Origin of the sequence: Aquimarina sp. TRL1 (assembly GCF_013365535.1) — a bacterium.
GTDB lineage: Bacteria > Bacteroidota > Bacteroidia > Flavobacteriales > Flavobacteriaceae > Aquimarina > Aquimarina hainanensis.
In genome coordinates this window covers 4614568-4630982 of record NZ_CP053590.1, presented here as the reverse complement: position 1 = coordinate 4630982, position 16415 = coordinate 4614568, and the positions used below count along the sequence as shown (strand labels likewise).

Sequence of the window (16415 nt, the reverse complement as noted above, 5' to 3'; positions counted from 1 at the left end):
GAATATAAATTAGAATTAATCAACTACATCTTTTATATATCCCTTATACAATTTTCCCAGTTGTATGTTTTCAGAAGGGTATTGATTACTAAAAAGTACCGTGACCCGTTTGCAGATCTCGATATTCGTTGTATCCTTTATCCCCTGGCTATTGTTTGTACATTACTTAGGAATATCTTTTGGGGAGTATTCCCTCAGACAGGGGCTAAAACTTAGCACCCTTCTGTTTCATTGTAGGCAAACATTAAAAAGTCAGGGGTCTCGGGCTAAGCACTCAAGGTGTCCCAAGAAAACCACTATAGAATATTTCAATACCAGTGTCGGAGCATTTACATCTTACTTAGTGAGTAAAAATATGGATAAAACGTAGAGTGTATATGGGTGAAAATACCTAAAAGAGCATTTTTGTAAAACCGCAACATAGTGGTTATCTGTTCAGTAATAAGAAGTAACACCATTATCATTTCTACAGACAGAGATTTAGTATGAATAGGATAGTTTTCTCATATTCTCAGTACTAATGTCCAGTTCTTTACTTGTTCCTTTTGGTTTTCGATAATCACTTCTTTGCCAAACTACATAGCCTTTTTTCTTCCATGCCTCAGGGAGTTGAGGAGTCGTTGTTTGGGTCGTGTCAATAAGCCATAAGGGATAATTGCCAAAAGGAGCATTCGCATCCGATAGGTAGGTGTTGGCAGTACCTGTATCTGTATAAACGATAGGGGTTTTCTTTGTTTTTTGCTTAAGTTGTTTCAGAAAATGGATAAATTCTTTTTGGAATTCCGGTACTGTTTTTTTCAATTTTTTAGAAAAACTCTTTTGAGAAAGATATACGATAGGAGGTAATTCCAGAGAATCAATCCTTTGCAAAGCCTTATAATAATTAGTTGCTTGTCTTGCCGGGGTTTTGTTAGCAAGATACATATGGTAGGCACCTTTTAACCAGTTATGCTCCGCCGCAAAAGCGTACTGTTTTTTTAAGCGGGCATTTTTATACCAGGTACCTCTCGAAGCCTGAAAAATAGCAAAAGACATCGCCTCGTTTTTAGCCAGTTGCTTTAAGGATTTAGACGGGTATAAAGAGAGGTTTGCTCCGTAATACTTGTCAGAAGCAGGGGAGGTAGGTTGTTTATCTGTTACCAGGCGTTTTTTTCTTCCGGATTGTTGCTGCACGTTTAGTTCTGTTGTCATTACTTCTTTTTCTACAGTATCAGATGTTTTTGGTGTAGTGGATTCGTGTGATGTAGGGCGGTAATAGGTGTATCCCAGAAATACGACAGTACCTATGAGGAGGAGCATCATTATATGGATGATGAGGTTTAGTTTGCTAAAAAATGAAAGAGATGCAAGGGAAGGAGTATGGTTGGGTATGGGGGGAGCTTCTTTTGTATCAGCAGAAGGGGGAATCAACTGTTTGATCGCTGGGGATATGCATAAGGTTCCGGTGAACAATTGACTCATCCGGTAAAAAGCATTTGTAGTAAAAATAACCCCTTTGTAGATCACTTTGCCATCCTTATCCCGGATGATTTCTGATTGAGAGGTGTTGTCTCCCCGGGCGTTGAGAATTATTTTCCCATCTACTGTTTTAGGGGCGATAAACTGATCATTGAGGAATATCATCGTTCGTTCCTTCAAGATATTTTTGCTGTGTAAGGTGATATAAGATGCTGTTTCCAGGAATTGCAATAATTCGATAAGGGCTACTAATTGTTGAATCTCCTGATGTTTTTTGAGAGGATTCGAAAATGTCAATACAGGCATGTAATAAATGGCTTGTTTTGCCTGTAGTTGTAAGATCATGGAGCGCCCAGCTGCTGCTTTAAAAAAGACCTCTTCCAGAAAGTCAATCATCTGGATTTCTGTATCCTCACTACGCTGTGCCAGACGTTCCAGTAGTTGCTTTTGTACTTCATTAAATTGTTTCATGATGTGTGTTATTATATAACCGAAAGCTATCAGAAAATGGGTAGCTTATAAGGAAGAGATGGTATAAAGTGTTGATTTTTGGTTGTAAACTGCACATGGGGTGATATAGAAACCGGAACCGTGGATAAGCAAACTTCCTTAGGTAAGGGAATCATATTATTAAGCAGCTAAATTCCTGTTTCTACAGTTGTAGATACCAAACAAGGGGGAGTCTCCCTTTGAGGATGGGGACAAGCCCATCAGGAAGTATTTCGAAGCGTTAATTTACTATTTCGAAGGCTTCCGAAACGGGTTCTGAGCCTTTCTATTAATAGCTGTTTGCCCAAAATAATAGAAAAAGGGCTTGGCTTATGGGGAGGTTGCCCAAAAAATAGGATAGATGAGTGCTACAGTAATGTCTCGATTGATTAAAAGCATTCTTCGAAGTAGTTTGAGAATACCTGGAACGCGTCTTATAGGGGATATCAGTAAGTGTATGTATCCATAGTGTACTTATAAGATACGCTAAGGGGATATTCTACGGGGGAATCCTTATAAGAGGATGCTACTGCTAGGCGTGCCTTGAAATTAAAATTTGTTTCTAACGAATAGCTCGTGGAATTGTCTCGAGGTAGTTTACCCGAGCAATTTCAAAGCAAAATAATATAAGACAAAAAAAGCGATATCCTTTGGATATCGCTTTTTGCCCATTACCCGGTAATCGAGATATAACTGCTAGAAGGTACCCCCTACGAATAAAGAGGTACTTCTGATACAGTTTTATCTGTTTACACCGAGTTTATTTAACGAATACCATTTATACTTTAAAGCTACTGGAATAAAATGTTCTTTTTTCATCTTAGTTTCAGAATAGAAATAAACCGTAACGCTCTATGCTTGATTTTTTTCTTTACTGAAACAAAAAAATAATAATTTTCTTTGTCAGTACTTTCAAAATACAAATGGTACAACTAAAATTAGTATATCACGATGTATCTTACGGAACTTGTTTCAACAAATTCATTATACATATTGATATGAACCCGCTACAGTGCGTGGATGTTCTCCTCGCCTGTCTGACGAGGAGACTCATACGATTCGTACCTTACATTTACCGGAATGAAATGTTCTTTTTCATTTCAGTGTTATAAAAACAGTGTAGCGCTGCTATGCTTGATATATTGGCATCGCCAAAAGATATATTACCACAAGGTTTGTCCCGGGGTAGTATACTGAAAAAAACATATTTTTTTTGCCGGTATATGTAAAATACAAATGGTACAAGAGTTCTCTACTTGTTATAGGTTGCCAGTCCTTTCCAGCGGTCACTATAACACCAGGCGAGAATTACAATCGCCTTAGAGGCACCGAAATACTTTTTCCAGGTATTTGGAGGGGTATCCTGATTGACATTGACCGCTTTTACGGTTTGTAGTTCAAGGGTTTTATCCTCTGCAAAAAACACTTTTTCTCCTACAAGGTCTCCCTGGGTATTCCCGTGTGTCCCGGAAAGGATGTAGATGATTACTTTATTCATTTCTGCAGTACCCAGATCTTTTCTGATCTTGGTAACCAGCGCGCTAACTTCAGATGCATTAGTTACCTTGTCAGAAGCATAAACAGGTCGTTCGCGACCTGATGCTGCGATATTTCTATATCCCATGTTTATAAAGATTATGATTCTTACTCTATTTAATAAAGGCTTTTCAGATTCCGCCCGGGGAATCAATACGAGAAGGAGGTAGCTACTTTTTCGAATCTCCTGCTCTTTGATTCGTAGGTATGAAATCACAGGAAATAGTAGCTTCCTGATATTCATATTGAGGGTTCAAAAATGCCTGATTAGAAAGAGAAAAATCGAGAGGAATGGTATAGAACCACAGTTTTTGGCTATAAACTTCGTGTTTTTAGGGATGGAAATTAGAAAATATTTAAAATTTAGAAAGAAGATAAAAATGATGTAAAGTACAGAAAAAGACTTTTCAGTATGATATTTTTTTGGTTTTGACAAGGGTGTTAATAAACAAAATATTAACGAATTTAATGCGGTAGCCTATGGAAATAAACCTACTTTAGGAGAGCGTGTTCATTTAGCTATTGACGACATTGTCTCAGGGCAATATAGGGAAAGTGAAGCGTATTTTAGGGAGGATTCCCTGTGTATGATATTTTTTTATTATTGAATTTTATGGCTGTTGTAACACCGACCCATTCATCAGAGCGATTACAGCTTCTGGACGCATTAAGAGGATTTGCTCTTTTTGGAATATTATTAGCCAATCTGTGTAGTTTTATGGGGCTTTATACTTATACCCCCGAAGAGGTAGTGGAATTACCGGTACCCGACAGAATTGTTTTGTTTTTTATCGATTGGTTTGTGGAGGGGAAGTTCTATGGGATATTTTCTATACTTTTTGGCGTAGGTTTTGCCCTTCAGGCAGCGCGTTTTCATAGTGCTTCCGGGAATTTTAAGGCATTCTGGTGGAGACGTATGGGGATTCTTTTTGGAATTGGACTGTTGCATATGTATCTGGTATGGCACGGAGATATTCTGATGCTCTACAGTATACTGGGGGCCTTCTTACCGTTATTTATGAAATGTTCCCGAGCTACTTTGCTGCGATGGATTGTAGTTTTATTAGTCCTTCCGTTACTGATTCACGGTCTTTTGTATATGACACAGGAAGCAACTTTTTGGGGAGTACTGCGGCAGTTTTCGGGAGTGCTGAAAACCCGGTGGGGGTTCGGGGAATATTCGGTATTAGAGATGCGTACAGCGGATAACGCACGAACAGTGTTTTCTGTCAATGTTCTAAAAGCCATTCCAAGACCGATGAGTTACTTAATGTCCGGGCGGTATTTTCAGGTTTTAGGCTTATTCTTGATCGGGATCGTACTCGCACGAGATTGGTTACCAAAAATACAAAATAATGAACGATCAGTACCCACTACAGCCATTTGGATTGGAGGAATTGGACTGTTGCTGTCTTTGGTATATGCTATTATCAAAGCCGTTATAGGAACGCCTTTTGACTTGAGCATTACAGGGCTCATTCAGGGAGTTATTTATCACAGTGGTTCTACTGCATTGGCACTTGGAATTTCCACATTTTTTATGGTCATATGGAACAGAGGTAGGCTAAGGAGTATTTTTCGTAACCTGGCAATATTGGGGCGCATGGCTCTGACTAATTATATCGTACAGAATGTAACTGCCGTGCTCTTATTTTTTGGGTATGGAGCGGCATTAATGCGAAAAATTCCCTTTGTATATATTCCTTTACTGGCTATTGGAATTGTGTGTATACAATGGGGAATTAGCCGGTACTGGCTTAGCAAATTCAAACAAGGACCACTGGAATATATATGGCGCACATTAACATATCGCGCTAAAACATCTTCATGAGCAGATACGTTTTTTGGATTGTATTTAATTGATTTATTAGAGAATACCTTGAGTAATTTTTTCCCAATTTAAAATGCGTTTCTATCGGAGGTGTTTATTGCGTATATATTGTAACAAATCGTATGAGGTTCTGTCTGTAAGGTAGTGAACTGTTCAGGAAATTTCTTAAAGGATTTTTACTCGATAACCGAGATTGATATGTTCTTTGAGGTGGTGTACTGATAAATTATGCGATATATTATATGATTGAAAAAAAGTTAAAAGAAGCATTTGATCCCTATTATAATGCTCCGCTAGAGGTATGGAGTCACTTTTATACCTTATGTGAAGAGGTGAGCTATACAAAGAATGAAAAAATTAAAGAGAGCGGTTTTAGAGCTAAGTATGGATATTTTTTACTGGAAGGAGTGGTGGGGTCTTTTGTCTGGAAGAAAAATAACTATGCGTGTCTGGACTTTTTCTTTGAGGGAGATTTCTTTGCAGATGATTACTCATTAACGACAGGACTCCCTTCTGACCTGGAACTAATCGCTTTGGAAAATGTAGTAGCTTTGCAAATTTCAAAAAAGAACATCAATATACTCAAAGAAACTCCTATTGGCAAAACATTGTTTTTAGTTGGGGAAGAACAAGACAATGCAAAAAGAGAAAAACAACGGATGGATCTAATGACACAAACAGCAGAAGAGCGCTATCTGCATGTATTGCATACCAGAAAAGATATTCTAAAACGAATTCCTCAAAAGCATATCGCCTCATATTTAGGAATTACTAAACAAAGTTTAAGCCGGATTCGACGAAAAATCAGTTGCCCGGATTAGTTACCATAGGATAACTCCCTACGGAAAAAGAAGCCATAATTTGCGCTCATTATTGTTTAAAATCAATTCGTAATTACCATGAGAGTTATTCTATTTATAATTATTATTTTCACATCTATTGGAGTTAATCGCTGTTGGACTCAACAGAATACATCAGTAAAAAAAACTAAAATCAAACCTTTTGCAGCCTTGGAATTAGGACAGGCAGTGTTCAATGACTTTAAGTCTTATTCCGGGGAGATAGGAGTGAAGTTCCCTAACAGTCATATGATGCGGGTATTATACATGAATACAACTATGTCTGAGGCTCATTTATCTTCGGATTTTGTGATTGTGGTAGACGGGGATCACGTCCAGGGAAAACAAGTTGGTTTTGAGACTTTTTATGACATTCCTGTTTATAAAAAAATGCTGTATGTAAGTCCTTCTTTTGGATGGTATACTAATGAATATGAACATACCATCCTGGCAGAACGCTTTCAAAAAAAATCAGCGACCGTAGGAGTTGCAATTAGTTATAGAGAGGAGGATGTTTTTGGTCTCAAAGGACTTTATTATACAGTATCATTTCCGATGCGAACCCCATTTGAACCTATCAAAAAAACAACATTAGGTGACACGGTTATTAAAAATAATACGTTTGATAATAACCTTTTCTTTTTTGTAGGATTTCAATTTTGAAAGGTTCAGGTCGTATCGTATATAGTTTACTTAACAAAGCTGCTATATGTATATAGCAGCTTCTTTACTAACTGATTGATGCATATTTCTTAGGAGACAAAAAAAGGAATGCAATAGTAACATTTTATCTTGTATGAGAGTTTCTATCTCATTAGTTTACAGGTTGCTTTTATGATCTGTGATACCGTAATTCCATAAAATTATAATAGAGTACACCAAACCTGTCATACCAATCTTCTAATCCGTATTGTCGCTCACAGACATCTAATTCTAACAACGTATTATTAAGCTTGTTTAGCAATTCTATTCGTTTTTTATCATACGATGTATCTAAGGACGCGATACTTTTCATGATTTTTCTTCTTTCTGATTGCCATACAATGCCTACAACTCCATGATAACCGGATGCGTTATCACCAAAAGCAATGGCTGATTTAGTATAGGTGGTAGTACAGTTATAGATAGCTTGTAACTTTTCTAATTTGTACCTGATCTGATTAAATTTTTCGCGCGCATTTCTGAAACAAGGGGCACAACCTTCTTTATCGGCGCAGAAAGAAGGAATTTTAGGGGAGTTCGCTGGAGGAACCGTACTGATACAACTATCTAAGTTTTGATAAGCACCGATAAGGCTTTCCAGGGCAGAAGCCGTTTTGAAAGCCTTATTTATAGAACCTATACGATCTTTTATATATTGATTTCTTTTTTTATTTAATTCGGTTCTTTGTCGCTCTCTTTCTAATTGCTCTTCGGTACGCTGCTGTATTTCTTCACCAATCGTTGTTTGACTGGATAGGGAAGGATGAAAACTTACTATCGTGATTAACAGAAGTATTGTTTTATTTTTTTTAGACAACCTTCCGGCTAATAACCCAACTAGTAACACCAGAATTCCTATGATACTATACAACCAGGGAATACCAGATGAAGTACTATCATGCTCTTTTGCCTGGGAAGGGTTCGGGGCTGTATTTTCTTTTATAGCCTTTACAAAGGGGGATGTTAGATGGTTCTGAACAGGAGTGCTTGCATTGATAATAATGCCAAATGGAACAGGATGCTTATCTGTTGTTGTAATTTTTATGCCAATATCGTTAAAACTTCTCACCTTAAAATTAATAACTCCTTCTTCAGAAGATGAAGTGTTTTTTGTAATTATAGCGTCTCGCCAGTTCTCAATAGCTAATGCTGCTTTTAGGTTGGGGTGCCCTTCTTGAGCGTAAATAAAAATATCGACATATTGATACATATCGTGTCCTTTGACATAGTAATACTGTACAGTATCTGTCGGAATAGTGTTGTAATATTCTAAATAACCGGCACCTGGATGTTTAGGGTTCCCCTGTAAGGTTAGCTGTTTAGCTTTGATATCTTTATTTAGGGTGTAAGGTTGTGCGTACAGCGTTGTTTTTACACAAAAAAACATGATAATAACGATTGAGTACTTCATAAACGATTACTTTATTGGCACCGTCAAAGGAGGGATCTCTCCAAAACGAGCCTTGAAATTGAAAATTTGTTTCTAACGAATGTTTCGGACGTGTCCGAGGTAGTTTACTGATTAAACGAGTTCTATTCCTACAGCGTTAATGATTAAAAATAAATTAGGATCGACACGTTCTCCTTTTATCTTTATGGATATGTTTAAGGGACCGTCCAGTGGAATAGGGGATACCTCAAATACATGATGATTTGTCGGTCCCCATAGTTTTAGGTTATCTTTATTGAAAATTCGTTTTTCGGCATCGTGTACCCATATAGAAGAGATGTAAAATAACGCTTCACTAGAACTACTTTTAATACGTACCTTTTTAAACCTCTGGCGTTTATTATTGAGAATAACCGGAGTTGTAATGGCGTAATGCACCCAAAATTCGCCACTTTTATTTTTATTTTCTGTTCCTCTGTCCCAAATAAAAAAAGCCATTCCTTTTTCTGTTGATAGTGCTGTAGCAGCAGCTTTCCCTTTTAGCGCTATGGAGTTTCCAGGCATAGTACTGCCACTGCCAAACGTATGGAACCCTGCTGTGCCAATTTCATGTGCTATATCAAATACTTTGTCAAAAAAGCGTTTTTCACTTTTTCCGTTATGAGGGATTCCTTCTATGCGCCCCTGACTACCATGTATGTGGAGTACCTGGACGATATTAGGTGCGGTCTCTTCTTCTTTTTTATAAGCGAAACTTACACTGGGAAGTAGTGTAAGCCCTGTTATTGCTACTGTCTTGTTACTTAGTTTTTTTAAAAAATTTCGTCTTGTATTTTTCATCATTTTCTAAAATTTTAACCCATTAGACAGATCACTATACCCTACATTAGAAAATTGTAAATCAGTGATATGAAGTATTTCATCATGTTTGTTTTTAATGAGGTGTTTCTGATTGTAATTAATTATAGCATTAGCATTTCCTGATAAGGTATTAGCTCCCGAAGTATCTATAGTTCCTGCCATGCTTTCGTTTGAATCTTTTTTATCAGTACTAAATAATTCATAGGTAGTTCTTTGCATGCCGCCAGCAAGTCCTGTATGTTTATTTTGTTCTACATAAATACTTACACTTATATTTTTTAATTTTTTAGTGATAACATCGTAATAGAGTTGTACGCTTTCTGTTTTTTTATTGATTTTTTGTTTAAAAGTAACAGTAGCTAATGTCTCATTCGTTCTTTTGTTTTTGGTAATAATCCCGGATGCTTCGGTATAGGACCAGTTTTTTCCATTTATTAGACATAAAAGCATGCCTTGAGAAGTTGTTTTATCCGTGTTTTTGGCAAGACTTTTTTTATTGTTTTTGACTGTTGTTTCCAGTGTGCCCGGAGTTTCTTTTTCATTTTTGCAGGCTATAAAAAAGAATACGAGGATGATATAGATGGATAGTTTCATAATGCTTACTTATTTGTTAAAAAGTGATATCGGTTTTTATAAGTTTGTCATCTTTTCCGGAATGTTGTGTATTTATCCAGAGATTGTTTCCATCAGAAGTCAATCCGTAGACACCTCCTGAGTCAGATATCTCATAGGTTTCTATAGCTTGTAATTGATTTTCGATGCGTTGACATTTATGGATGTAATCCAGTGTACTTATATATAGATGACCGTTGGTGTACTCGATTCCATAGGGACGTTTGTTCAGAACATATTGTTCTTGTCCCAAATCGTTGTGAAAAATTATAGTGTTTGCGGCGGTGCTTGCTATCCAGATGTTATCATTATGATAGGATAGGTAGTTGATGGGCATATCGAGAAGTAAGTCTGCAAAGTTTATTTCGGTACCGTCCGTTTCTGTGGCATATAACAATTGATCATTGGCATTTGAGTGTAGAAATAAATCTCCTCCTAAGTCATATGTTACTGCGCGTGCCTCCCTGTTTATCCGAACTCCTCCATCAGTGCTAAGAGTGACTGTATTAAGAGAGGATAAAAAACCGGAGGAATCATCATAGCCTATTATTAGCCTATTACTATCAAAATTTATAAACTCTATATCTGTAGCATGTGCCCACGGGGTTACTGTTTCTACTTCTCTGTTTATTGTTTGTATCCAATTGTCATAAATAGAAGCATCGTCATTTCTTGTAAAAGTAGCGGTGGTATTGAGTGTGCTTTCTGAGACAGTTAACGTATTTCCACTAATTGTGTATGTATAGACAGTAGGTCCCTGGGCATTATAGGTAAATGTTGTTTCGGTTATGTTTTCTATTACATTGTGATCAAAACGACTTTTAAACCCTAATTCGTCTTGAAAAAGAAGCTTGATGTTGTTACCATTAAAGATGGCATATTTGGTTTGGTTCCCATTAAAATTACCACTGGTAAGTTTCCAGCTTCCCTTTAATTGTTCTGCATTGGTCGGTTGTACTGTAGTATCGTCATTACTACAGTTAAGCAGCAGTGCTGTAAGTAGTACAAAAGAGATGGCTTTTATTGTATTCATTTCGAGTTATATGTTTTTAATAGTTATTGAATTTTTTGTGAAGCAGGATTATAGGCAACTGGTTTTAAAACTTACTGTAGTATCATATACCCAACCATCTGTGTTAGAAGGAGGGACTTCGAATTCAGCATCGATTTGAATGCAGCTTAAATTGGGATTTCCATTAAAAAAGGCATTTGAGAAATTGTGATTATTCCCATTGGCAATATTTAAGTTGCTTAGGCTGTTATTATATGAACAAGTAATTTTTTTTAATAATTTATTGGAACTTACATCTAGTTTCTCCAGTTGATTAGAAGAACAGGCCAGGACAATCAATTCTGTATTGAATTGTAGATCGAGCTCCTTGAGATTATTTGTAAAACAAGAAAGAAGTGTTAATGCATTATTGTTACTGATATCTATATTGCTAATATTATTTTTAGCACAGTACAGTTTTTCCAAAGAAGAAAATGCTTCAATGCCAGTAAGGTCAGCAATTGATTTATTCTCAGCATCTAATACTTTGATGTCTTTTACTCTGAAGTAAGAAATTTTTTGATCCAAATCTCCATTATCAATTCCATTATCTATAAGCGATTGTTCAAAATTAGAATCCGGAATGTAAACCATATCAGAAGATGTGATGGAAAAATCGGATGTTGTTTTGTTTCCACTTTCATCTTTTGCTACAATTTTTCCGGTAAGGATAATGCCATATGAGCCGGCATCGAAAGAATACGTTAAACTTGTAGTGTTTTCTTCTACGGTTTCGTCATTAACGATAATATCGTATATCACTTTTTCATTTTCAGGGTCAATAGAAGCTTCCCAGCTAAGGGTGATTCCTAATCCTATATCGGCAGCTTTAGGTGTAACATTAAAGTCTTTTGGAGCTAAATTTAATGCTACTGTTGCGTCATCATTTCTACTACAGCTATATATAAATAATACTGTTATTAATGGAATGTATTTTAGTGTTTTCACGATTGATATTTTTTGTTAGATTGTGTATAGTAAACTACTTACTTAATAAGATGTTAATATTCCGGCACTGGTGTCTAAATAGTGTCTCGTAGTTTCCCGGCAATGCTTTGTGGCTGATCCTGAAGAAACCCTGATTATGCTAATCTTCTTTAATACGAATTATTTGCCCTGTTACTGCAGTAGTGCCTCCGGGTTCTGTCTCCAGGTATCCCCCAAATAACCATATGGCATCTTTGTAATTTAGTGCAGCATGATGTGATAATCCTAGCGCATCTGCTGTGAATCCGTCATATAAGTTCCAGTTGATCATATCATTACTATACCATATGTCTGTAAGTGCTATAGAGGTGGTGTTTTGCCCTCCGATAAGCCAGACTTTATTATTGTATACGGTTGCTGTATGGTTCCACCTTCCTGAAAAGACAGAGGAGCTTGTATTGACCTCACTCCAGGAGATTCCATCAGTACTTTCATAGATACTATTATAGAAGGTAGGTCCTGTAGTAACACCTCCAATAGCATATAATTTGTTATGGAATAATACGATATCACAATCCTCTCTATAGGGAAATGCGTTAAGGGTAACAGTACTCCAATTAGCACCATTTGGGGAATTAAAAACAGCTACGACATCAGTACCGTCATGATGTAAGGTGGTTACTATGTATAACATATCGTTAAAGACAAATGATCGATGCTTATATCCTATCGTAAACTCTGTACTGGAATCTGCCGTATCTACTTCACTCCAGGTAATCCCGTCAGAAGTTTTTAAAATTGTATTATATAGCGCTCCACTTTCATTCGATCCTCCTATTAAAAACAGCTCATTATTAAAAACAGTAAGGGTTGATTTTCTACGTTTAAAAGCATCATTACTAATGACAGAAGACCAGGTTACTCCGTCGTTACTGTTCCAGATCATTGGTGTCAAATGACCAGCCGCATAGGAGGATACTCCGCCAACAGACCATACTTTATCGTCGAATATTACCATCGTGTTTTCGGCAAAATCTCCTATCTGATCTTGCTGCGTTTCTTTTGTGATTGTCAATGAAATATCGACTGTCTTATTAGTTTTATCACGGTCGTCATCATTCGTACACGCAATAAAAAAATGAATTGTCAGTGCCAGTATGAATAGTGGTTTGATTGTGTGCATCTCCTTAAAATTTAATTATTCCCCTTATGTTTTATGAACACTCTTAGAATTACTTCTTAATGAATGTCGTTTTTTTTATCACTTTGTTTTTATGGACGATTTTTAGAACGTATTTACCAGCCTTCAAATAGTTTATATTGAGATAAATTTTTGTCGAGGGGATTCTATCTAATTTTCCTTCATATGTATCTATACTCATTTGTTGATTTTAAGTGTAAATGATTTTTGAACTAAAAAATCTAGGGTAAAAGTAAATTGCAGGAAATGAAATACTTATGATCAATGTAACATTGATTATAAAAATTGTAACATACATATAGAAAGGCGGTAACAGGAGACAGCTACAAGAAAAATTGAATATAAAAGATCAACCAGTGCGGTGTTTTTTCTGGTATTCAGAAGGGGTACAATGGTACATTTTTTTAAAGCATTTACTAAAATATGCATGATCATTAAAACCGACACTATATCCAACTTGCGAAATGTTAATATCGGATTTTTTGAGTAATTCTGATGCCAATTTTAAGCGTTGTGAACGAATGAACTCTGAAGCAGATAATCCTGTCAAAGCTTTTAGCTTTCTGTGTAATTGCATTCTGCTCATTCCTAATAATTGGCAAAGGTCTTCTATAGTGAAAGAAGATTTTTCTAGCTGATCGTCTAAAATACGTTGAAGGTTATCTAAAAATTGTTCATCTACAGAGGTTATAGCAATGCCTTTGGGCTGTAAAACTACTTCTTGACGATAACGGACTTGAAGTTTTCTTCGAATTTCTATCAGTTTTTCGACTTTTACGATCAAAAGTTCTTTGCTAAAAGGTTTATTGATATAATCGTCTGCTCCTGTTTTTACCCCTTCTAGTTTATTTTTTTCGCCGACTTTGGCAGTAAGTAAAATAATAGGGATATGGCTGGTGCGTTCATCATTTTTTAACGCATTACATAATGCAATTCCATCTTTTACAGGCATCATTACATCACTAATAATAATATCGGGAATATGTTCAATCGCAAAATCAATTCCTTCTTGACCATTTTTGGCTTTTAATACATGATAGTGTTCTGTAAAGAAAGTACTTATGTAACTTCGTATGTCTTTATTGTCATCAACAATCAAAAGGATAGGTTTGTTATAGGTCATGATTGGGGTTTCCTCTTCATCTTCTACATAAACAGAGGAAGAAAGTGGTGGAGCTTTTGAGATGCTGGGCAGGGAAGGATGTATTTCTTCTCTGGAAAAACTATGTTTAGAAATAGGTATGATTACTAAAAATCTGGTCCATGCATTTGGGATGCTTTCTAAGGTAATTGTACCATTATGAAGCGTTATAAGCTCTTTAATTAATGCTAAACCAATACCAATACCTTCTTTATGTGGGTTGGTTTGATAAAAACGGTCAAATATTTTTGATTGTTCTTTTTTTGAAATACCCTTCCCTGTATTTTTTACTGAAAAATACAATTCTCCTGATTTTATATGTACATTACAAATGACAGAACCGCTTTCGGGAGTATATTTTATAGCATTAGAGAGCAAATTAGCAACCACCTTCTCGATAATATCAGCATCAAACCAGGTTTCTTGATCTGTTGGGTGTATGTATATCAGGTAATTAAGATCCTTCTGTTGTGCTAAATAGTGAAAACTATCTGCAATACTACCAATAAATGGAATAATATTTTGCTGTGTTACTGAGAGTTGAGTTGCTCCTGTTTCTGCTTTGGAAATGGTCAATAGCTGGTCGACCAGAGATAATAACCGATTCGTATTCCTTTGGATCATTTCAAAATTTCTTCGCGCATCATCAGTCAGATCTTCACGTTGTATTTCATTCTCGATTGGTCCGGAAATAAGTGTAAGGGGTGTTCTGAATTCATGAGAAATATTAGTGATTAAATCTGTTTTTATACGATCAATTTCCCGAAGTTTTTTGGTGGTTTTTCTCAATACGCTATACCTTCCCAGCAAGTAAATGATGGAAAATATAAACAATACACAGACTGTGATAAATACGGATGTTTTATAGAATGGCTGGTGTATTGTAAAAGAGAGTTTTCTATTCGCTAAAACGTTTCCTTTTTTATCAGTTGCCCGGATCAATACTTCATTCTTTCCTGTGCTTAGGTCGTTTAATAGCAATGTGTTGTTAGTGTTTATCTCTTCCCATTTTTTTGAATTTAATTGGTATTGATAAACAATAGAGTCTATAGCGCTGCTTTTAGATAATGAAAATTTGAGTAACACATTTCGTTCATTCTCGCTAAGTTTTATGTGGGGATAATTATCAATGGATGGACGACTTTTTAATTCATTATTGGCGATGAAATCGGTAACATCAATAATCTGTTTATGTGATTGTTTTCTCTTGGTAATCGGTTTTATTGATTTAAAGATTCTACCTCGTTTTGAAGCCCAGACATACCCACTTCTGTCCGGATCTAAAAAAACGCCATCTTTCATAGGTTGTGGTGTTTTTAACCACTGATACTGATGAGTGTATTTATTATATAAACCATTACCTAATTCAACTGCATTAATAAGAAAAATGCTATCAGTAATTGATACCATGGATCGAATGACATTAGGAGCTCTTCGGTATGCCTTATTTTTTTGTGTTAGGTGAGTGGAGAATTGTTTGGCAATGGTATCAAATCTGACAACACCTAACCCATGAGTGGGAAATATAAAACCGTTATCATCTGGAATAATTCGATGAAAATTATGAGGATAACGATATGGAGCATCTTTTATCTCGAAGTGAGTAATTGCATCCGTTTTGGTATTAATTTTATAAAACCCATCCGGCATTGCTGTCCAAATAGTATTTTTTTCTTTTTCGATATAAAAAGATTCTACAGCATGGGCACTATTCCGGTGTCTAATATCTGCTCCATTGGTGAGATACTTTTTTATGATTTGATTATTGTGTTTATTAACGAGGTATAATCCGTTAGAAGTACCTACATATAAAATAGTATCGATGAGCTGTAATTTTAAAATATAATTTCTCCAATTGGGAGGGTGAAGCGGGGTGTCTAAAACTATTTTATGTGCTGTTTTTTTTTGCAGGTTTATCTTGTACAGACCTTTGCGTTCTCCATACCAAATTATTCCATTTTGTTCAATAAAAAAAGTAACCCCTGCCTGTTCTCCAACATCCAGATTGTAAAATGTCGATAAATAATTATTGATATTTATAGCAGAAAATCCATTGAATCGATATAGTCCGTCATCAATGATACACCATAGAATACCGTTTTTATCTTCATAAAACTGTTCAATGTTTTCCCAGGCTTGTAGTCCGTTATCTTCAGCAATTATGACTTCTTCAAATAAAAAAGTATCTGATTGTTGAGAAAAGTTTTCCAAAGAGAAAGTAAGAAAAATCAACAATAGGAACCCACTGTTTTTCATTTAGTATAGAATTTGAGTACAATTATATACGCTCACGGACATAATAGCTATAACCATTGTAACAAAGGTTCGTACAATACTTATAATTGTTATAAAGATACTAAAATATAAGAGTTTTTTT

12 protein-coding genes are annotated in these 16415 nt (G+C 35.9%); 3 read left to right on the top strand and 9 right to left on the bottom strand.

Annotated features, from left to right (window positions below):
- Window positions 1–480: 480 nt before the first annotated feature.
- Together HN014_RS19050 and HN014_RS19045 are read right to left on the bottom strand one after the other, a co-directional pair.
- The gene (locus HN014_RS19050; protein WP_176030432.1) at window positions 481–1929 is read right to left on the bottom strand and encodes a GH25 family lysozyme; all 1449 of its coding nucleotides are present in this window, start codon (window positions 1927–1929) and stop codon (window positions 481–483) included.
- 1270 nt (window positions 1930–3199) lie between these two features.
- Complete coding sequence (locus tag HN014_RS19045; RefSeq protein ID WP_176030431.1) at window positions 3200–3727, bottom strand: hypothetical protein; 528 nt, start codon at window positions 3725–3727, stop codon at window positions 3200–3202.
- Window positions 3728–4096: 369 nt separating this feature from the next.
- On the opposite strand from HN014_RS19045, the gene HN014_RS19040 reads away from it, so the two are divergent.
- The 3 genes from HN014_RS19040 (at window position 4097) to HN014_RS19030 (ending at window position 6816) form a co-directional block, all read left to right on the top strand.
- On the top strand, window positions 4097–5314 hold the full coding sequence (locus HN014_RS19040) for a DUF418 domain-containing protein (protein WP_176030430.1): 1218 nt from the start codon (window positions 4097–4099) through the stop codon (window positions 5312–5314).
- Window positions 5315–5556: 242 nt separating this feature from the next.
- Window positions 5557–6135, top strand: a complete 579-nt coding sequence (locus HN014_RS19035) for a Crp/Fnr family transcriptional regulator (protein WP_176030429.1) — start codon at window positions 5557–5559, stop codon at window positions 6133–6135.
- Between the two features lie 78 nt (window positions 6136–6213).
- Complete coding sequence (locus HN014_RS19030; protein WP_176030428.1) at window positions 6214–6816, top strand: hypothetical protein; 603 nt, start codon at window positions 6214–6216, stop codon at window positions 6814–6816.
- A 169-nt stretch (window positions 6817–6985) separates the two neighbouring features.
- Here the strand turns inward: HN014_RS19030 and HN014_RS19025 are convergent, their stop codons facing one another.
- From HN014_RS19025 to HN014_RS18995, 7 genes are all read right to left on the bottom strand, one after another.
- On the bottom strand, window positions 6986–8266 hold the full coding sequence (locus HN014_RS19025; protein WP_176030427.1) for a hypothetical protein: 1281 nt from the start codon (window positions 8264–8266) through the stop codon (window positions 6986–6988).
- Window positions 8267–8377: 111 nt separating this feature from the next.
- The gene (locus tag HN014_RS19020; protein WP_176030426.1) at window positions 8378–9088 is read right to left on the bottom strand and encodes a hypothetical protein; all 711 of its coding nucleotides are present in this window, start codon (window positions 9086–9088) and stop codon (window positions 8378–8380) included.
- Window positions 9089–9091: 3 nt separating this feature from the next.
- The gene (locus tag HN014_RS19015) at window positions 9092–9700 is read right to left on the bottom strand and encodes a hypothetical protein (protein WP_176030425.1); all 609 of its coding nucleotides are present in this window, start codon (window positions 9698–9700) and stop codon (window positions 9092–9094) included.
- 16 nt (window positions 9701–9716) lie between these two features.
- Window positions 9717–10751 (bottom strand): hypothetical protein, encoded by a 1035-nt coding sequence (locus tag HN014_RS19010; protein WP_176030424.1) that lies wholly within the window; start codon window positions 10749–10751, stop codon window positions 9717–9719.
- A gap of 48 nt (window positions 10752–10799) precedes the next feature.
- Complete coding sequence (locus tag HN014_RS19005) at window positions 10800–11717, bottom strand: hypothetical protein (RefSeq protein ID WP_176030423.1); 918 nt, start codon at window positions 11715–11717, stop codon at window positions 10800–10802.
- Between the two features lie 139 nt (window positions 11718–11856).
- On the bottom strand, window positions 11857–12879 hold the full coding sequence (locus HN014_RS19000; RefSeq protein ID WP_176030422.1) for a kelch repeat-containing protein: 1023 nt from the start codon (window positions 12877–12879) through the stop codon (window positions 11857–11859).
- A gap of 367 nt (window positions 12880–13246) precedes the next feature.
- A complete protein-coding gene (locus HN014_RS18995; protein ID WP_176030421.1) occupies window positions 13247–16294 on the bottom strand; it encodes a response regulator in 3048 nt (1015 codons plus the stop codon).
- Between the last annotated feature and the right edge of the window lie 121 nt (window positions 16295–16415).

What these genes read in the sequence shown, in the direction of transcription:
- HN014_RS19050 (WP_176030432.1), bottom strand. Translation starts at nt 1,929, where the DNA reads ATGAAACAATTTAATGAAGTACAAAAGCAACTACTGGAACGTCTGGCA.
- HN014_RS19045 (WP_176030431.1), bottom strand. Translation starts at nt 3,727, where the DNA reads ATGAATATCAGGAAGCTACTATTTCCTGTGATTTCATACCTACGAATC.
- HN014_RS19040 (WP_176030430.1), top strand. Translation starts at nt 4,097, where the DNA reads ATGGCTGTTGTAACACCGACCCATTCATCAGAGCGATTACAGCTTCTG.
- HN014_RS19035 (WP_176030429.1), top strand. Translation starts at nt 5,557, where the DNA reads ATGATTGAAAAAAAGTTAAAAGAAGCATTTGATCCCTATTATAATGCT.
- HN014_RS19030 (WP_176030428.1), top strand. Translation starts at nt 6,214, where the DNA reads ATGAGAGTTATTCTATTTATAATTATTATTTTCACATCTATTGGAGTT.
- HN014_RS19025 (WP_176030427.1), bottom strand. Translation starts at nt 8,266, where the DNA reads ATGAAGTACTCAATCGTTATTATCATGTTTTTTTGTGTAAAAACAACG.
- HN014_RS19020 (WP_176030426.1), bottom strand. Translation starts at nt 9,088, where the DNA reads ATGATGAAAAATACAAGACGAAATTTTTTAAAAAAACTAAGTAACAAG.
- HN014_RS19015 (WP_176030425.1), bottom strand. Translation starts at nt 9,700, where the DNA reads ATGAAACTATCCATCTATATCATCCTCGTATTCTTTTTTATAGCCTGC.
- HN014_RS19010 (WP_176030424.1), bottom strand. Translation starts at nt 10,751, where the DNA reads ATGAATACAATAAAAGCCATCTCTTTTGTACTACTTACAGCACTGCTG.
- HN014_RS19000 (WP_176030422.1), bottom strand. Translation starts at nt 12,879, where the DNA reads ATGCACACAATCAAACCACTATTCATACTGGCACTGACAATTCATTTT.
- HN014_RS18995 (WP_176030421.1), bottom strand. Translation starts at nt 16,294, where the DNA reads ATGAAAAACAGTGGGTTCCTATTGTTGATTTTTCTTACTTTCTCTTTG.